This window comes from Bacillus sp. AC266 (assembly GCF_979253805.1).
Map to the genome: position 1 here is coordinate 745,640 of NZ_CEEDEC010000001.1, position 18,917 is coordinate 764,556.

General features: G+C 31.9%; 20 protein-coding genes and 1 pseudogene. 16 read left to right on the forward strand and 5 right to left on the reverse strand.

The annotated features are described in order from the left end of the window. Positions 1–8 precede the first annotated feature (8 nt). The gene (locus tag AC0IXC_RS03895; RefSeq protein ID WP_471652598.1) at positions 9–1,232 is read left to right on the forward strand and encodes a methyltransferase domain-containing protein; all 1,224 of its coding nucleotides are present in this window, start codon (positions 9–11) and stop codon (positions 1,230–1,232) included. Between the two features lie 113 nt (positions 1,233–1,345). After that, the gene (locus tag AC0IXC_RS03900; RefSeq protein ID WP_471652599.1) at positions 1,346–2,650 is read left to right on the forward strand and encodes an MFS transporter; all 1,305 of its coding nucleotides are present in this window, start codon (positions 1,346–1,348) and stop codon (positions 2,648–2,650) included. A 151-nt stretch (positions 2,651–2,801) separates the two neighbouring features. On the opposite strand, the gene AC0IXC_RS03905 is transcribed toward AC0IXC_RS03900, so the two are convergent. Then, positions 2,802–3,671, reverse strand: coding sequence for an SDR family oxidoreductase (locus tag AC0IXC_RS03905; protein ID WP_002189755.1), 870 nt, complete (start codon positions 3,669–3,671; stop codon positions 2,802–2,804). 143 nt (positions 3,672–3,814) lie between these two features. On the opposite strand from AC0IXC_RS03905, the gene AC0IXC_RS03910 reads away from it, so the two are divergent. Further along, positions 3,815–4,198: a winged helix-turn-helix transcriptional regulator gene (locus AC0IXC_RS03910; RefSeq protein ID WP_002032407.1), complete on the forward strand. Its 384-nt coding sequence runs from the start codon at positions 3,815–3,817 to the stop codon at positions 4,196–4,198. Positions 4,199–4,289: 91 nt separating this feature from the next. On the opposite strand, the gene AC0IXC_RS03915 is transcribed toward AC0IXC_RS03910, so the two are convergent. Next, positions 4,290–4,988, reverse strand: a complete 699-nt coding sequence (locus AC0IXC_RS03915; protein ID WP_012261012.1) for a hypothetical protein — start codon at positions 4,986–4,988, stop codon at positions 4,290–4,292. Positions 4,989–5,495: 507 nt separating this feature from the next. Between AC0IXC_RS03915 and AC0IXC_RS03920 the strand changes: the two genes are divergently transcribed. Both AC0IXC_RS03920 and AC0IXC_RS03925 read left to right on the forward strand, forming a co-directional pair. After that, the gene (locus AC0IXC_RS03920; RefSeq protein ID WP_471652600.1) at positions 5,496–6,296 is read left to right on the forward strand and encodes a GNAT family N-acetyltransferase; all 801 of its coding nucleotides are present in this window, start codon (positions 5,496–5,498) and stop codon (positions 6,294–6,296) included. Between the two features lie 46 nt (positions 6,297–6,342). Next, positions 6,343–7,218: a glycerophosphodiester phosphodiesterase gene (locus AC0IXC_RS03925; protein WP_471652601.1), complete on the forward strand. Its 876-nt coding sequence runs from the start codon at positions 6,343–6,345 to the stop codon at positions 7,216–7,218. Positions 7,219–7,351: 133 nt separating this feature from the next. On the opposite strand, the gene AC0IXC_RS03930 is transcribed toward AC0IXC_RS03925, so the two are convergent. Both AC0IXC_RS03930 and AC0IXC_RS03935 read right to left on the reverse strand, forming a co-directional pair. Further along, positions 7,352–7,765 (reverse strand): magnetosome magnetite crystal formation protein family, encoded by a 414-nt coding sequence (locus AC0IXC_RS03930; RefSeq protein ID WP_471652602.1) that lies wholly within the window; start codon positions 7,763–7,765, stop codon positions 7,352–7,354. 144 nt (positions 7,766–7,909) lie between these two features. Beyond that, positions 7,910–8,377, reverse strand: a complete 468-nt coding sequence (locus AC0IXC_RS03935) for a DUF2306 domain-containing protein (protein ID WP_471652603.1) — start codon at positions 8,375–8,377, stop codon at positions 7,910–7,912. 175 nt (positions 8,378–8,552) lie between these two features. On the opposite strand from AC0IXC_RS03935, the gene AC0IXC_RS03940 reads away from it, so the two are divergent. Further along, entirely contained in the window at positions 8,553–9,083 is a 531-nt protein-coding gene (locus tag AC0IXC_RS03940) for a DUF4269 domain-containing protein (protein ID WP_471652605.1), read from the forward strand. Between the two features lie 45 nt (positions 9,084–9,128). Here AC0IXC_RS03940 and pdxR read toward each other — a convergent pair whose 3' ends face one another. After that, positions 9,129–10,562 carry a MocR-like pyridoxine biosynthesis transcription factor PdxR gene (gene pdxR / locus AC0IXC_RS03945; RefSeq protein WP_471652607.1) on the reverse strand — a complete coding sequence of 478 codons (1,434 nt, stop codon included), beginning with the start codon at positions 10,560–10,562 and terminating at the stop codon, positions 9,129–9,131. Between the two features lie 152 nt (positions 10,563–10,714). Between pdxR and AC0IXC_RS03950 the strand changes: the two genes are divergently transcribed. The 10 genes and pseudogenes from AC0IXC_RS03950 (at position 10,715) to AC0IXC_RS03995 (ending at position 18,822) form a co-directional block, all read left to right on the forward strand. After that, the gene (locus AC0IXC_RS03950; protein WP_471652608.1) at positions 10,715–11,626 is read left to right on the forward strand and encodes a DMT family transporter; all 912 of its coding nucleotides are present in this window, start codon (positions 10,715–10,717) and stop codon (positions 11,624–11,626) included. 283 nt (positions 11,627–11,909) lie between these two features. Continuing rightward, positions 11,910–12,833 (forward strand): nucleoside hydrolase, encoded by a 924-nt coding sequence (locus AC0IXC_RS03955; RefSeq protein ID WP_002189748.1) that lies wholly within the window; start codon positions 11,910–11,912, stop codon positions 12,831–12,833. 77 nt (positions 12,834–12,910) lie between these two features. After that, positions 12,911–13,375, forward strand: a complete 465-nt coding sequence (locus tag AC0IXC_RS03960) for a GNAT family N-acetyltransferase (RefSeq protein WP_002032392.1) — start codon at positions 12,911–12,913, stop codon at positions 13,373–13,375. Positions 13,376–13,558: 183 nt separating this feature from the next. After that, positions 13,559–14,128 (forward strand): DUF4256 domain-containing protein, encoded by a 570-nt coding sequence (locus AC0IXC_RS03965; RefSeq protein WP_215591263.1) that lies wholly within the window; start codon positions 13,559–13,561, stop codon positions 14,126–14,128. Positions 14,129–14,500: 372 nt separating this feature from the next. Further along, positions 14,501–14,947 (forward strand): NUDIX domain-containing protein, encoded by a 447-nt coding sequence (locus AC0IXC_RS03970; RefSeq protein ID WP_002032390.1) that lies wholly within the window; start codon positions 14,501–14,503, stop codon positions 14,945–14,947. 199 nt (positions 14,948–15,146) lie between these two features. Beyond that, a complete protein-coding gene (locus AC0IXC_RS03975; protein WP_002032388.1) occupies positions 15,147–15,422 on the forward strand; it encodes a heterocycloanthracin/sonorensin family bacteriocin in 276 nt (91 codons plus the stop codon). A gap of 113 nt (positions 15,423–15,535) precedes the next feature. Beyond that, entirely contained in the window at positions 15,536–16,564 is a 1,029-nt protein-coding gene (locus AC0IXC_RS03980) for a serine hydrolase domain-containing protein (protein ID WP_471652609.1), read from the forward strand. A 31-nt stretch (positions 16,565–16,595) separates the two neighbouring features. Then, positions 16,596–16,739, forward strand: coding sequence for a hypothetical protein (locus AC0IXC_RS03985; protein WP_002013225.1), 144 nt, complete (start codon positions 16,596–16,598; stop codon positions 16,737–16,739). Between the two features lie 279 nt (positions 16,740–17,018). After that, the gene (locus AC0IXC_RS03990) at positions 17,019–18,227 is read left to right on the forward strand and encodes an L-lactate MFS transporter (protein WP_002013226.1); all 1,209 of its coding nucleotides are present in this window, start codon (positions 17,019–17,021) and stop codon (positions 18,225–18,227) included. Between the two features lie 179 nt (positions 18,228–18,406). Beyond that, a pseudogene (locus AC0IXC_RS03995) lies at positions 18,407–18,822 on the forward strand (GNAT family N-acetyltransferase). Positions 18,823–18,917: the final 95 nt, after the last annotated feature.

Here is an 18,917-nt window from a genome sequence, read left to right on the forward strand (position 1 = left end):
GTGATATTATGAAAATCGGAAAGTTTGGAGAAAAAAACAATATAAGTATAGATACAATTAGACATTATATGGATCTCGGACTAATTATTCCTGAAAAGAAGGGTAGCCATTATTTTTTTGATGAGTATTGTCAAAAAGATATAGAGCTTATATTAGAGTACAAATGGCTAGGTTTTAGTTTGAATGAAATTAAAGAACTTTTTCTTTATCAAAATTTAGCAAAATCTATGAATTACGAAAAAGATACTCTTTACCAATCTTTATTTAAATCGAAATACGAAATGTTTGAACAAGAAATACAAATTTTAGAGGAGAGAAGGGATAAATTAAAAGAAGTGTTAAATGATTTATCGCTAACAATTGAAACTCCGAATTCTATTATTGGGATAGATTTAAGCGTACTTCATTTACTTACATGTTCTAAGTGTAGCAAAAACCTAATTCTTCAAAATGGAATTATTAATTGCAATCAAATTACAGAGGGAAAGTTAATTTGTAACTGTGGGGAAGAATACATTATTACTTCAGGTATTCTAACAGCTGGCAATTTATTTAAAGCATATGAGCGATCTTCACTTGAAAGTTCTATTTCAGATTATATTCATGAAACTGATACTGCATATTTGGAAAATATGCATAGAGAAGGAGAATGGGCGAAAAAGAAACTAATGCAATTGGATTTAAATAACAAAATACTACTTGATTTAGGATCGGGTCTTGGGTTCTTTTTACGAAATATTTATGAAGAACTACCAGAAGATTGTTTATATATTGCTGTTGATCGAGATTTGAATAAACTTCTATTTTTAAAAGATGTAATTGAAAAAAGAAATTCCAAAAGAAACATTCTTTTTATTTGCGCTGATTTTTTAAGTATACCTATTCAGAATCATTCTGTTGATATTGTAATTGATCAGTCTGGTACAAGTAATTACAGTTTTGAGCATGAAAATTTTTTATTGCACGAATTAAACTATCTATTCAAACCTGATTGTTATTTATTAAGTTCATTTATTGTATTTAAAAATTTTAGCATAAATAGCCAAATTACAACTAGATTAAGAGGTAATTTTACGTCTTCAAAAGTCAAGGGAGAAATCCAAAAGCTACAGTTTAATTCCATAGATGAAAGAACTTCAGAATATATAGAACGAGGAGGAAAATACGAGGATTTCTTTGTTCAAGGAGAAGAAATTTATACATATTCATTTTTCGGAAAAAGATGGGGTTAACCCCATCTTTTTTAATTTTTCTTTTAAAAGTTTTTAATACTAGCATATTGATATTGGGTTGACCCGAGAACTTACACTGTACGTAATACAAAGTTCAGCGGGAGGGAAATGTTATGGGAAGTTTACGATTACATATAGAAAATAAAAAAAGAAACCAAGAACTAAGAAATATTTGTTTATATTCAATTGCAAAAACAGTATCAATATTCGGTAGCTCTATATATAGTTTCGCATTAGGATTATATGTTTTACAAATAACCGGATCTGCGTTAAATTTTGCGATTACGCTCATTTTAGGAACGATTCCAATGATTGTTATGAATCCATTTGCCGGTGTAATTGCTGATAAGGTTGATAAAAAGAAACTGGTTATTTGTATGGATTTACTAAGTGGATGCTTATTAATAACTGTTTATATATTAAGCAGCTATTATGGATTAAACTTATTCATCATTTATACTACTACCTTTCTTATGACGGTATTTACAACATTTTTTGGAATAGGATTAGAAGCCGCAAAACCAAATATCGTCTCTAAAGAGCGGCTTATGAGTATTAACTCTATAAGTAAAATTATCGATTCTGTATCTTTAATTCTCGGTCCTATGTTAGGTGGCATCGTTTTTGCAGTCTTTGATATTAAAATTTTTATAATTATAAACGGTATTTCATTTATTCTTTCGGGTATATCCATAGCATTTATTCATTTTAAACTGTTCGAGTTCAATATAAATGAGGAATGCCCAAAAAGGAGAATTAATTTTATTAAAGATATAAAAGAGGGGTTTTCATACTTAATTGAAAAGGAAAGCTTAAAGAATACGTTTCGAATTTTAATTTCACTTAATTTCTTCTTAGGGTTTGCTGTAACTGTTCCATTGCCATACATTATTAACACAGTTCTCAATCTTAGTTCTAAGCAATTTGGTATCATTCAAGGGACTTTTCCAGTAGGGATGATAATTGGTGCAATTTTAGTAAAAAAGATAACTAATCGTTTTTCTTACTCTTATCTTTTGAAAAAGCTAAGTTCAATGTTGGCAGTTTTTATGATTATTTCAGGAATTCCAGTTCTATTCAAAAGTTTTGAAGTAAATGATTTTGTATACGTTATTATGTATTGTGTCGTTATGTTCTTTTTAGGGCTAATAATAGCGTTAATTGATATTCCTTTAATTTATTTCATGCAAAAAGAGATTCCTGATGAATATAGGGGGAGGGTACTCAGTATTGGATTAAGTATAGGTAAAATGATGCAGCCAATAGCATTGGCATTATCAGGATTAGTATTAAATTATATCCCTGCTTACACGCTTCCAATTACAGGAGGGATAGTATTTCTTATTTTGAATAAGGCTTACTCAAATAAGTTAAATTTAGAAATTCATTCAAAAGATTATAGTGTTTTGCGTAGCTAAGTGAACTTGTTAAGTAACAAAAAAGATGCTTATTTTGCAATAAAGTCCTTTAAAAAATAATAATGTTGTTTAAAAATCCTTCTTTAACTAAAGTGATAGGTGGTCGAAGTAAAGGCACTTTTTTAAATACAAAATTTATTATTTGATTTATCTATTTTGTATTTACTAATAAATGTGTTAATGCTTGCTTTAATGGTGTAGCCTGACGTTCTAATAAGAAATTCAAATGGGTATGTGTTGATTCTAATCCTCCTTCACGAATCCCTTTTTGAATCATTACTAACATTGGAAGGTAGGCTTCAGGTACTCCAGCACCTTTTAACATTCCTTCATAAGAAGAGTCATCTACTTCTAATAAAGGAATTTCTTTTCCTAATACTTCACTTAATGTATCAACAAATTGCTGTTGTTTTAAATTTTCACCAGAAAGTTCATAAATCTTATTTTTGTGACCATCAGCTACCAAAACATTCGCTGCTGCTTCAGCTAAATCCGGACGATATACCCAACCGATTTTCCCTTCTCCTGCAGAAGTCACCCAAGGGGCACCAGCCATACAGCTTTGAATTGTACCAAGTTCATTTTCTACATACCAGTTGTTACGCAGAATCACATAAGGAATACCTGATTCAATAATTGCTACTTCACGTGCTCTATGCATGCCCGCTAGGAAAAAGTCATTTCCTTCTGCTCTTGTAACACTTGGATAAATAATTTGTTTTACACCTGTTGCTTTGGCAGCTTCTACTGCATTTGTATGCTGACGTATAACTGTATCAAAGTCACCAAATGTTGACATGATGAATAAACGATCAACATCTTTGAATGCTGAAAACAAGGTTTCTTGATTTTCAAAATCCGTTACACGTACTTCTAAGCCTTGTTCCTTATAGCTAAGTGCTTTTTCAGACTTGTCATCACGTACCCCAACAATTATTTCTTCAATTGATAATCTGGTAAGTAAATACTCAACAATTTTAGAACCTAAATTTCCGTTTGCACCTGTTACTAAAACTTTCATACAATCTCCTCCGTTACATACATCGTTATTTTTGATTTTTGTATACATTACATATACTATTTCTTAAGAAGGATTTATGTAAGTAGGCACAATTTAATAACATAGTCATAAAAATAGTACTTAGCGAAAAAGGAGATTTTATTATGGCACGTTTTAGTTATCAAGATGAATCGGTTTCTGAAGAAACACAGCAAGAAATTTGTCCATTAACAGTTACCCAAAATGCAATTGCAGGAAGATGGAAAATCGTGATTTTGTGGCATTTAAGCAAAAATGAAATTATTAGGTTTAATGAATTATTGAGGATGTTACCTGGTATCTCAAAAGGAATCTTAACTAGACAATTAAGAGAGCTTGAAGAGGACGAGTTAGTACACAGAGAAGTTTATAAAGTTGTTCCACCAAAGGTAGAATATTCTTTAACAGAGCAGGGGAAAAAGTTTATACCTGTATTAGAAGCAATGCAAGTCTGGGGTAAAGATTTACTAAATAAAAAAATAGAGATGTATGAAAAGCATAAGGACTAATAAATTATTAATACCTTCCTATTACCAATAGGAAGGTATTAAGTTCAAATTAAATACTGAAAAATTTATTAATGTAAGTTGTACTGGAAAACTATCGTAATTCAGCCGTCTTTCTAATAACAATCTTATCAATATCATCCTCTTCATCACCAATAAATAACCCTCGTTCTTTTAAGTATGTTTCAAAGTATAAATCTGCTTCTGCACGTTCATCATATGGCTTTACAGATAGAACGAAACCTAATTTATTTTGCTCCTCTAAATGAGAAGTGGAGATGTAAGCCGGTACATTGTGGCGTAAAAAGAGCTCTTTAACCGGAATAATCATATCTTTCATTAATTTCGTTAACATACCCATTTCAAACTCAAAATTAAAGCGATCTATACTAGATAAATCCGCGAATACTACACCAATAAAACCTGTATTAAATACTTCTTGATATTCTACTTCTTCGTTACCGTAAAAATTCTTTTCAATTAAATAATTTATAAAATAAGAAACACCATCACTTTGTTCAAAAGGTTTTGTTGAAAGAACGAAGCCGATTTTCTTTTGTTTATGTAAATACACACATGACATGTATGCAGCGGTATTATGTTCTTTAAATAATGCACTCGTTGCTCCAGATAGACCATCTAGTACGTGATGCACAATTTGAAGTTTTTTACGAGCGAAATAATAGGATTTCTTTTGTAACTCCAATGTATCAATAAAGACAGAGCCGATAAAGCCTGTATTTGAAATAATAGGTGTTTGCTTTTTTCTTCCTCTGCGCTTTGCTTGAGTCATTGTTGAAATCATCCCTTCATGTACAAATAAATTAAAAAAGAACATTTGTTCGTATATCTATATTTTACTATTAAAACGCACTAAAGTAAAGGGTTTTTGACGAAAAAACAATAAAAAAGACACCTATAAAAGGTGCCTTAAACGTTGCAGGGAAGAGGTTTCATCCCATTATTTATATTAAGATACAGATACAATCTCTTCTGTATCTTCTACATCTAAATGACAGTCCATAGTACGAACATCTTGATCTTCATGACTTCCGAAATAAATAGTAATTTTCATATGTATCGCTCCTTTATTCTAGGAATACCTAAAATAATTACTAGTAATGTTAATATTTATTATATACCACTTTTTTCATTCCGACAACGTTATATCATTTTTAATTCTTTTAGGGCGCAAAGAGTGATTTATAGAGATATTTTTATAGAAATAGGTACATTTCTTATATGATATATTTAATACTGAAGGATTCGAATACGAATTTTTATGAAAGGAGCAAAATGAATGAATTATAAACAGTTACTAATAGACAATTTTACATATAAAACCTCATATATTGCGCGGCAGGTAAATGGAATGGATGTAAAAGAAACGAAGGATTACATTACTGTCGACTGCGGATTACCTGCAGATACATTTAATATTATCACACTACTAAATAGTAATGTAACGGAAGGAATCGAGAAATTATATAAGGAGGCAGAATGCTATAATCAAAAGAAATTTCCAATGAGTGTTTGGTTTTGGGATGATAAGCAAGAACAGACTATAAAAAGCGAATTAATCAAACTTGGTTTAAAAGAAGCTGAAAAGAATATCGCGATGGTAGCAGAATTAAAAACAATTCATCCAAGAATAAACATGCTAGTAGGTTTTACGATACAAAAAGCATCTTCTTCAGGACAAATCAAAAAGTTTGGAGAAACGTTAGCTAATCTATTTGGTACATCAGAGGAAGGTAAAAATGTACAAGCATACTATAATCAAATTTCTTCTTTAAATTTATGGAATAGCGATAATATGAAACTATACTTAGGTCTTTATAAAGGTGAGGTAGTATCTGTTGGCTCTTTAGTATGTACGAAAGATAGTGTCGGTATTTATGATATAGCGACTAAAGAAGAAATGAGAGGAAAAGGTTTTGGCTCTACTATGTTTAATTTCCTGCTGCAAGAAGCAAAACAATTAAAAAATACGTATTGTGTATTACAAGCTTCACCTGATGGAATAAATATTTATAAAAAATCCGGCTTTCAAGTTGTAGGACAAATGACTGTTTTTGAAAATCGGCATTTATTTGAGTAAATCATCCAAGTCAAATTGTTTTAAATATAGGAGTTAACATACCGTTATGAAAAAAACATCTATAATTACAATCATTTGTTTCTTCACAGTAATAAGCATCTTTGTTTTTCAGCAAGTAAATGAACAAAAATATACAAAAGCTATTAATCAATCAAATCATATTAAAAATATTGCGCATAGAGGGGCTTCTGCATATGCACCGGAACATACATTAGAAGCGTATCAATTAGGACAGCAATTAAAAGGTGACTATATAGAAATAGATCTCCAAATGACAAAAGACGGACATTTAGTAGCTATGCATGATGAAACATTAAACCGCACAACAAACGGTACTGGTTTTGTAAAAGATCATACATTAGATGAAATAAAACAACTGAATGCAGGTTCTTTTTTCAATAAAAAGCATCCAAATTTAGCAAAGAAAGAATTTGAAGATACTAAAGTTCCAATATTAGAAGAGATTATTGAAACGTTTGGACATAATGCTAATTATTATATCGAAACAAAATCACCAGATGAATATCCTGGAATGGAGGAAAAACTATTAGAAATTATTAATCACTACCAAATAAATGATAAAGTTATTATTCAATCATTTAGTGAAGAAAGTCTGCGAAAGATTCACAGTTTAAATGATAATATACCGTTAGTACAATTATTATCATATAAAAAAGCAGTGCAATTAACAGAACTAGAAATTGAGAATTATAAAAAATACTGCATTGGCCTAGGGATGAACTTTAAATATATTGATGCAGCCTATGTAAAAAAAATAAAGAAATATGGATTAGAAGTGCATCCATTTACAGTAGATAATGAAAAAGATATGCAAAAGTTACTAGTATGGGGTGTAGACGGCATGTTTACTAATTATCCGGATCGTTTACATTCAATATTGGATTTGAAAAATCATAAATAAAAAGAATTACCCGATAGGAAATGATGTACGGCTGTTTTCCTGATGGTAACATAATTGAATACATTGAGCCGAAGTTTAAATAACTATGCAAAAGAGAAAATAAAAAGAATCCAATAAAAATATTGGATTCTTTTTATTTAGTTCTATGCACCCATCGTGAAACAATAGGATAATGAAATTCTTTATTTTGTAATTCATATAAAATCCCTTTAAGTGGTCCTAAAATTATGGCGGCTAAAAGTATTGTATATAGTGGAATTGTTCCAAAAATAACAAATAAGGAATTTGTACTCAAGTCAATGTGTAATAAAGAAAGCATAATCGTACGGATTACTACGAAGTTCCAAAGAAATACAGCGAGCCATACTCCAAATTGGAAAAGGGCTGATTCTAGATTCATCTCTTTTATACTTTGTGATTTGAAAACGAAATAAAGTATGAGCGGTATAAAGAAAAGTGTATTACCAAAGAGGAAAAAGGCCAAGAAAGATAATAAAGTAATTGCATGTATCACTAGTTTAATGTTTTTATCTTGTGATAGTATCATTAAAATCCTCCTATATTTAATTTAGATGGTAAAAAACAATATAACCTATTATATCATAGGTTATATTGAATCAAAATAATCATGCTATTCGCTGTATTAAGCGTAATTTTTCATAAGATTACTCAGAAAGTAATCAAAATGCAACTAATTTTTCTTCTGTTCTTTATATTTTTTTGATACACTGGCTACGAGAGGAATGCCAATTAAGGTAGGTAAAAACCAAAACCATATAGGCGGCAGTAAATTAATAATTGGAATATGAATTCCGACGTTTACTAAAAGTGCGGTTACGGCACCGATATAGGAGCCTAACATACCTCTAATATGGTGGCGAATCCAATTTTTCCAACGCTTTTTTCTTGCAAGGTAGCCATAAATCGCAAATGAATAAGAGATAATTGCTACATAAAATAAATATGCGATTTTATCCCAGTTTAAAATAGACAATATAATTGCAGTAAGGGTTATGACAACATAGGACGCATGGTATATTTCGCCCCATTCCGTATGTTTTCCTTTCTTTTTTTGAGCAACCATCGCTACAATACCAGTAATTAAACATATGGTTCCAAATAATATGTGTATGGTCAAAAGAATGTTGAAAATGCTCATAAAAGTTCCTCCTTTTTTATTTTTATAGTATTGCAGTATAGGAGAAAAGTTGAACAATATAGTTAGTTCGCCTTAATATATTGAAATAAAGGTACTCCTAGAACAAAATGGAATGATTAAATTTTTTCTCAAATTTAGTGAGACGAGTATTACGTTAAATGAAGGAGAGACTTCTATGTTTACATCTATTACATATTTACAATCTGGGAATGATAAGCAACAAAAAGTTTACGAAGTTATTAATAAACTAAACATAATAGAGGATTTAGCTTTATATAGCCCTGTACTTTGCGGGACAATCCCTATTAGAGTTGATACCCTTCATTCTGACTTAGACATTGTAATGGAAGTACATAATTATGATTTTTTTGAACAGGAAATTAGATCATTGTATGGCTCATACGAAGGATTTGAAATGAAAAAGAAAATCATTAAAAATATCTTAACAATAAAGGTGAATTTTCAATTTGAAGGTTTTGAATTTGAATTATTTGCTCAACCGCGGCCAGTACGTAACCAAAATGCATATAAACATATGATAGTGGAGCACATGCTATTAATGCAGCACACACACATTAGAGAAGAAGTAATTGAATTAAAAGAACAAGGGTTAAAAACAGAACCGGCTTTTGCTCAAGTATTAAACATTGACGGTGATCCCTATAAAGAACTTATTTTATTAGGACAGGAAATGAGATTATGGTAAAAAAGGCACACAAAAAATCCTCTTTATAAAAAGAGGATTTTTTTATTATGCCATTAACTTACGAATCAAATTACTTAATATAATAATACCTTGAGTAATTTGTTCAGGGGAAGAATAGCCATAAGATAAACGTATAAACTGATCTGATTCTTCTTCATAAATACGTCCCGGGTTAAAAAGAACTCCCTTTGATTGAGCCTCTGAAAATAGTTTTTTCATCGAAATGTTAGGCACTACCCTTAGCCATATAAAAAATCCACCACTAGGAATATCCCATGTAGTAATGTCAGCACAGTACATATTTAATGCTTGTATCATTATTTGTCTTCGTTCTTTTAGATGAATCCTTACATTCGCTACGTGCTCCTCATAAAAACCTCTACTGAACCATTCTGCAGCAACTCTTTGAGATAAAGAACTTGACCCATAGTCAGTTTGCATTTTTATGTCTGATAATCTCTCAATAACAGGCTCTGGTCCGATAATCCAACCAATCCTAAGTCCTGGGCTAAGTGTTTTAGATAGACTACCGATATATAAAACATGTCCATATTTATCCATCGACTTTAAAGGAGGGGGCGGTAGTTCATCCATCCATAACTCACGGTAAATATCATCTTCAATGATAGGCAATTGTTCTTTTTCGCATATTCTTAGTATTTCTTTTCGTCGATCCTTGGACATTAATACACTCGTCGGATTTTGAAAACAAGGAATCGAATATAAAATATTTTTCTTTTGACTATAATTAATTTTTCTTAACAAATCATTAGGGATAATTCCATGTTGATCCATCTGTATTCCAGAAAGGTGAATATTAGCCGATTGAAATACGTGAAGAGAATATAAGTAAGAAGGTCGTTCAAGTAAAACAGTTGACTCTCTATGTAAAAGACCGATTGATATTAATTGTAATGCCTGTAATGCACCAGAGACTATTAATATAGAGCTTGGTGATGTATTTATTCCAAATGATTTTACATAATTACTTATTGCTTCACGTAAAGGGAGATATCCTTTTTGTTCTTCATATCCGAAATAATCTAGTTCCTCACATACGTTACGCATAATGAATTGCATAGTTTCTAACGGGAAAAGATGAGGTGCGAGTTCTCCTTTACTAAGATGAATCAATTTTTTATTTGCTTCTGCTTCATTTATTTCCCGTACCATTAACTTGCTTGGTTTATGAATACCAGCCTTTACATATTCACTCCAATCGGGCGGGGGATTGGTGGCTAATAATGACCATGTATTATTCGTTACAATTGTTCCTGACCCGATTTTCCCTTGAATTAAGCCATCTGCCATAAGTTCTTCTAGTGCAGTTATTACAGTACTACGATTTACATGAAATAATTTCGCTAACTGCCGCTGGCTAGGAACCTTACTTCCAATCGGCCATTCTCCGTATTCAATTTTTTCTTTCATATAGTCTATTATCTGCCGATATTTAGGCAGTTTTTTATCAGTAGACATATTAAAAACTCCCTCATTCATTTTAAAAATGCAAAGTGGTTGGTTTTTTCGAGGATTAACTGGTTGAAGACATTGTATCAACTATTAAATATGATGAAAAGAAATAATTGGTAATTAGAAAATGGCTGGTTTATTGGAGAGGGAGAGAAAATATGCATAATAAAAAATGGGATTTTCGTATTGTATGTGCTCACGCTTTTACGATTCTTATATGGGGAACAGCTTTTCCAGGAATTCGGATGGGGCTTGAAGCTTACACCCCTGAACACCTTACTTTGCTACGATTATTAATCGCTTCTTTGATTCTTTTTCTGTTTTCACTTATATACAAATTACGTTTACCTGATTTGAAAGATATTCCAGTAATTTTTATATTTGGTGCTCTTGGATTTACAATTTATCATATTGCACTGAACTACGGTGAAAAGAGTGTGAATGCTGGACCTGCTAGTTTAATTGTATCAGTAACACCTATATTAACGGCAATTCTTGCTTCTGTTTTTTTGAATGAAAAAATGAAATTAAATGGTTGGATCGGTGGTGTAATTAGTTTTGTAGGAATTGCTTTTTTATCGTTAAGTCAAGGAGATTCCATTCAATTGAATAGTGGGGGATTACTAATTTTATTGGCGGCAATTTCAGAAAGTCTATTTTTCGTTTTTCAAAGTCCATACTTAAAAAAGTACGGTTTCTTGCCATTTACAATATATACAATTTGGTCTGGTACTGTATTTATGCTTATTTTTTTGCCAGGGATTTATGAAGAAATTGTAGCAGCTCCTATAGAAGTTACTTTGAGTGTTATATATTTAGGTGTGTTCCCGACAGTACTGCCGTATATTGCATTAGCATATATTACATCCCATGCCAGTGCTTCTGAGGCAACAAGTTCTCTATATTTAACACCAGTAACTGCATGTTTTATCGCTTGGATATGGTTAGGTGAGGTGCCAACCTTTGTTTCAATAATTGGAGGAGGAATTACTATACTTGGAGTTGTGATTGCTCATTTAACATTTAATAAAGATGATTATAAGCAAATTGAGAGTGAAAAAGTATGGTAAGACATCCCTGCGAGTATTTGCAATTTAAATGCAAAATTTCGGATTAATAACAGGCTTTCAGTTCTATAAATATAGTGAAAAAAATCTATATTAAAATCAGCTAGTCCAATATTTGTACAAGATTTAATTAAACTGGTAGATTATTTATCTGCAAAAGAACTAGCATAATGCTAGTTCTTTTTTATCAATACATTACTCACCATTAATATTTGCTTAGAACTGTATAGATTTAAATTATTTCCACATATACATAATTATCTTACCTATGAAAGGAGTGCATTTCTTGGAGAAGGTTTTATTTTTTGGAGACCCAGGTATTGATGATTCGTTTGCAATTATGTATGGCTTACTGCATCCTGAAATTGAAATCGTTGGTATCGTAACTGGATATGGAAATGTTGAACATATACATGCCGCTCATAATGCCGCATATATTTTACAGTTAGCAAACAGACAAGATATTCCTGTAATTAGCGGTGCAACAGGCCCACTTACAAATGAAATTACAACGTATTACCCTGAAATTCATGGACCAGAAGGATTAGGGCCCATCCATGTACCGGAAAGTGTGTTATCTATTCCTATATACAATTTTGGTAGTATTGCTGCGATTCTTGTAAAGTATGGAGAAGATTTAACAATTGTCGATGTAGGAAGATCTACCTCATTAGCGATTGCTTTTAATTTATGGAACGACTTGATGTTAAATATAAAAGGAATTTATTTTATGGGTGGTGTCTTTTTAGAAGCAGGGAATGTTACTCCATTAGCAGAGGCAAACGTGTACGGAGATCCTATAGCAAGTCAAATTGTATTTCAGCAAGCGAAAAATATAACGTTATTCCCTTTAAATGTAACAAATAAAACGGTTTTAACCCCAAGTGTATTTACTTATATTTTAGTTAATACACAAAATCCATTTAAGCCGATTATGAAACCCCTGTACGATTATTATTTATCAGCATACCAAAAACTCAATCCATATATTGAAGGGCCATTATTACACGATGTACTTGCTATAAGCGGTTTAGTGAATCCTACATTTTTAAATTATACATCCCGAAAAGTGACTGTGGATATATGTGGCGAAACGAAGGGACAAACTTTTGCTGATTTTCGTCCACACTCTAAATCTGAAGGGGCGCGTATAGCGTTACAATTAGATGAGGAAAAATTTATTCAGGATTTTATGAAAATCATGTTATAAGTTGATGTCGAAAAAGGGAATCATTTCACTCCGTTGAATATAAAAGATAAATTCTCTTTTTAAAGGAGCTTAAAATAGTGAACGTCCAATTAAAAATTGTTACGAGAGAAAATTGGGAAGACGCATTAAAGTTACAAGTTAAAGAAAACCAAATACACTTTGTTCCGGCAGTGGCAGTATCACTTGCTAAAGTATACATAAAACCAGATGGTGAAAATGTCGAATATATTCCATTCGCTATATATGATGGTGACCTTATAGTTGGTTTTATTATGCATGCTTTTGTGCGAGAGTCAACAGATATGTATTGGATTAACGGATTTATCATTGATGAAAAAGAGCAAGGAAAAGGATATGGAAAAGCAGCATTACAGGAAATCATTAACTTAATAAAAAATAACTTTAAAGAGTGTGAGGAAATTAGATTAACTGTCCATAAAGATAATATTTCTGCAAAGAAACTATATGAATGTTATGATTTTAAACCATTAGGAAATGTATATGACGGTGAGGAAGTATATCGCTTATTGTTATTGAAATAAAGATATACTGTTTTGAAACAATAAGTTGTTCCGTTAAAGGGTCATATCGCGGAGAATTGGTTGTACTAATTCATATAAATTATCGCAAACTCAATTCACGCAATTATTTAAACATTTTATTATAAAACAGTATTTATATATACTTAAACTATCATTAATAAAAACATCAATGGAGGAACTAATATGAAAGAAAGCAATAAAAAAGAGTTGTCACTAGAGCAACGTGAAGAATTACTACAAACATTGAAAGATCGTTTTGAGAATAATATGAACCGTCATAAAGGTTTAGAATGGGCTAATGTTCAAGAAAGGCTGGATGCTAATACTGAAAAGTTGTGGTCGCTCAACGAAATGGAACGAACTGGTGGCGAACCTGATGTTGTTGATTTTGATAAAGAAAAAGGCGAATATATTTTTTATGATTGTTCAGCAGAAAGTCCTAAAGGTCGTAGAAGTGTTTGTTACGATCTTGAAGCGCTAGAATCAAGAAAGAAACATAAACCAGAAAATAACGCTATTGATATGGCAACTGCCATGGGTATTGAACTATTAACGGAAGAAGAATATCGTACGTTTCAAAATCTTGGGGATTTCGATTTGAAGACATCGAGTTGGGTGCAAACACCTTCTGATATTAGAGAACTTGGCGGTGCCCTTTTTTGCGATTATCGCTTTGGACACGTCTTTGTGTATCACAATGGGGCAGAATCTTACTATGCCGCAAGAGGCTTTCGTGGTTCGTTAAGAGTCTAAAATTTGTACAGGCAGGTAAATTTGAAGTAGAGAATAGATTTGCTTAGGGAATAGTAGTGATTGCATACTTTAGCTACGGATTCGATTTTGAGGCCGCAAAGAATAGGGCTAATCAAACCTTATTGTAAAAGAATGAATCAACTAAAAATATTAAGAGTATGTTTTGATAATTTTCATCATAAACATACTCTTTTTTAGAATCATTTATCAAAATTATTAGTTTTAATTAACGTATAAACGAGAACTTGTAAAAGGTACTCTTGCAATTATCAATGAAATTCACCCATATGAAACACCTATGATTTATATTATCCCGCTTTTAAATGAAAATTTTCGAGCAAGTATAAAGTGGATGATTAGGAGGAATACAAAATGAAAAGTAAATTCCATCATATTGTACGAGCTATCATGATAAAAGATGAAAAACTACTAGTCGCTGAATACATAGGCCATCACTATTTTTTACCCGGTGGCCATGTTGAAATTGGGGAATCAGCAGAGAATGCACTAATAAGAGAGTTACGAGAAGAACTTGGAGTAACTTGCAGTATAAAACAATTTTTAGGCGTCATAGAAAATCAATGGCAAGCCAAAGAAACCCTCCACCATGAAATTAACCACATTTTTGAAATTGATTCAAATGAGTTAAAATCCGATTTCACTCCAATATCTAAAGAGTCCCATTTAGCATTTCACTGGATTGATTTTAATAAAGAAAATATAAATTCCTATACAATAATGCCGACACCTTCAGTAAAAGAATTACTAGAAAGAAAATTAAGTGATGAACTATTAACTTGCTGGATTAGTAACTTTTAATTGTCTCTATTTATATTAATTCCGTCCACTAAAAGAATATAAAGAAAATAGGCTCATAAACAAGGTACATCACCTAGTGTAAAGTCATATTTTGTTGATGTACGCATTTAGTCTATAGCCTTATTTCTACTTTATTTTTAAAAGTAAATAAACTCGAAAATTTGGACGGAATTTACATTTGTAAATGGAGGGTTTCATAATGAATGAGTTTCAACAAGAACTACAAGCGTTAAACCTTAATGCTTATCAACCTGGTAATGTTGTGTATTGGGATCAACAACAAAATCAATATCCATATTACTACATTCAAGACGATGCACGTCGTTGTGGCGGATGCGGTGGCGGCGGACGTTGTGGCGGATGTGGTGGTCGCTGTGGTGGTTGTGGCGGCGGACGTTGCGGCGGTTGCGTAGGTTGTGTAGGCTGTGTTGGTTGTTTCAGCTGTTCTAATTGCTGGAACTGGTGGATTATTTAAGTACTATAGATCAATAATATTTCACATGAAAGAAAAGTACAGATGCAAAGTTATAATGTATTGAAACTTTTCTTTCATGCTGTTATTTTTATATGTTTTAGGGGGATATTTATTTGTACAAATATGAAAAATTAATTTCATGGGTAGAAAACATTAAAGAGACAAATCAAAGTTCTACGGCAGCACTTTGTATTATGAAAGATAATAAGATTGTGCTAGAGCATTATAGTGGAGCGCATTCAAATATTCCTACTAGTAAAAAAGTAACTATATCTTCACAATTCAATGTCGCTTCCGCAAGAAAAAGCTATTTAGGATTAATGGTAGCTTATGCAGTTTATGAGGGGAAAATAAAATCTCTTGATGACGAGGCTGTAAATTATTTTAAAGAATATGATCCTTCATTACTTGGAAAGACAACGATAAGACATTTAGTAACTCATTCACACGGTTTAAATGAAACCGATGATGGGACAGCTTTTCGTGAATTTGAGCCGGGACAAGCTTGGGCGTACAGAGATATTAATGTAAGAATGGTGACGCAGCTTATTTATCACTTGTATAACAAAAGTTTTCCTGAACTATTAAAGGAGCGTGTATTCATACCTGCTGACTTCAAGGAAACTGGATGGAGAATAAAACAAGATGATAATTTAGTTAAGGTTGTTGTAAATCCAGATGAAGATGCAATAAGTAGTGTTGGTGCAGTAGATGAAGGCTCCGAGAAAAATCTTTTTGTCTCTGCGAGAGAATTTGCATTTTGGGGTAACCTTCATTTAAATAAAGGGTTTTTAAATGGTAAACAAATTGTGCCAAAAGAAGTTATAGCACTTGCTACGAGCTTACAAAGTCCAGAGTATACAAATAAAGAACTACCTCAAAACGGGTTGTTTTGGTTCGTTCAAAATGAACCTTCTTTATTTAGCGAACTTGGTGAGCGAGTTCCTAAAGGTTCCTATCAAATATTAGGAATTACAGGACCAACGATATTAGTCATTCCAGAATATAATGTCGTCGTTGCTAAAATGTACAATAAAAGATACAACTATGGTGGGGATAATTATTTATATTATTTACGTGAATTTAGCAATTTAGTCACTGATACATTTAGTAGCAGTAAAAATACTATGGTTAGGGTATAACTACTCCTATAATAAAAAGGAGTGAACTTTAATGAAAAATGAAGTGAATAAAAATAAAAAGCAAAATATAAAGGATGTAAACACAGAACAAAACGCGATTTATAGCGATCCGAAAGATGCAGCTAATATGCAAACTGTACCGCAGCCGAAAGACTTTGAGGAAATTGAATATTAATTTTCTCTCCGACTTATTTATGAAAGAAAAATACGTCTTAAGTCTCATCACTTTCAGCAAATTATTTGATAACATATATACATAAGCATTCGAAAATGTCTTATCTTAACAAAGCTTTCTTTAAATGCTGTATATAACCTACAAAAAGGCACTTCTTGATGAAGTGTCTTTTTTGTGTAAGCTAACTCAATTTCCATTTTCCGTACAGTATCTTGCAATTTATCATGGATATACTAACTGTGAAAATTCATGTCATGATAAAAGAAGGGGACAGTTAGCATGAAACAAACATCTATAAATCCATTGCTAATTGTTCTAGGTACAATCATTGTTCAAATTGGCCTAGGAACAATTTACACATGGAGTTTATTTAATCAACCCCTTGTAAGTAAGTTTGGATGGAACCTCAATTCAGTCGCGATTACGTTCTCAATTACGAGTTTTTCTTTATCATTCTCAACTCTATTTGCAGGAAAGCTACAACAAAAATTTGGGCTTCGTAAACTTATCGCTACTGCAGGAATTGTTTTAGGACTCGGTTTAATACTTAGTTCACAAGTTTCCTCATTACCATTACTTTATTTGTTAGCCGGTGTTGTCGTTGGATACGCTGATGGAACAGCATATATTACATCACTATCTAATTTAATTAAATGGTTTCCAAACCGTAAAGGACTTATTTCTGGTATATCTGTTTCGGCATATGGAATGGGAAGCTTAATCTTTAGATATATAAACGGAAATCTTATCAACAGTCTTGGAGTATCACAAGCATTTTTATACTGGGGTATTATCGTCTTACTATTAGTGTTGATAGGATCATTCTTCTTACGTGAAGCAATTGTAAGTAACACTGCAACTGAAACATTACACAATGATTATACGCCGCGTGAAATGATGAAAACGAAACAAGTATATCTCTTATTTTTCATGTTATTCACATCATGTATGGGCGGACTGTATTTAATCGGTATGGTAAAAGACATCGGGGTGCAGCTCGTTGGTCTTAGTGCAGCGACTGCCGCAAATGCCGTCGCAATGATCGCAATCTTTAATACAATAGGTAGAATTATTCTTGGAACGTTATCAGATAAAATAGGCCGATTAAAAATCGTCTCGGCTACATTTATTATTATTGGATTATCCGTCTTCACTTTAAGTTTTATTCCACTAAATTACGGGATTTATTTTGCTTGTGTAGCAAGTGTCGCCTTTTGCTTTGGTGGTAATATCACCATATTCCCAGCCATTGTGGGAGACTTCTTCGGATTAAAAAACCATAGTACAAACTACGGGATTGTTTACCAAGGTTTCGGATTTGGTGCACTTGCAGGATCATTCATTGGAGCACTACTTGGCGGATTTCAACCAACCTTCATTACAATCGGTGTTCTATGTGTTATATCTTTCGTTATCTCTATAGTAATCCGCCCTCCAAATGCAGAAAAGAAGAAGGAAATAAAACAGTTAAATCGAAAAATAGCTTAATGCTAAGAAAGAGTCCTTATGCTAGGGCTCTTTTTCATTACAGCATAATGTATAAACAATGGATGCCATTCAAATAATCTAATTTTGTCCCTGTACTTACTACATAACTAACATTAAAGAAGATAGGGAATTCCGATTATTAAATTGAATAAATAACATAAAAGAGCGTGCTAGTTAAAATGAAAATAGTAAAGCAATGGGTACAAGAAGATAGTGATTACATAAGAGAAAAGTAATTGAATATAACCAAAAGCAACTTTCAAATGAAGAAAAAACACCTTCAGAAACGGTTAGTTTTATAGTAAAAAATGCAAAAGAAGAAATAGTAGGAGGGATAACAGCAATAACATTCTGGCATCATGTATATGTTGACTTCCTATGGGTTTCTGAAGAATACAGGCATGAAGGTTATGGAAGCAATTTAATGAATCTTATTGAAGAATTTGCAATAAAAAAAGAATGTAGGCTAATCAAATTAGATACTTTTAGTTTCCAAGCCCCTAATTTTTATAAGAAGCATGGGTATAAAGTGATAGGGGTAAGTGAAGATCATCCTAAAGGGCATAATCATTACTATTTAGAAAAAAGGTTATAAATGAATCATTAAAGAGTGTATTATGATTAATCTTTTTCAAAATATGCTCTTTTCTTTTGTGTGTCTATGAACACGATATCGTTTCGTATTAGTTA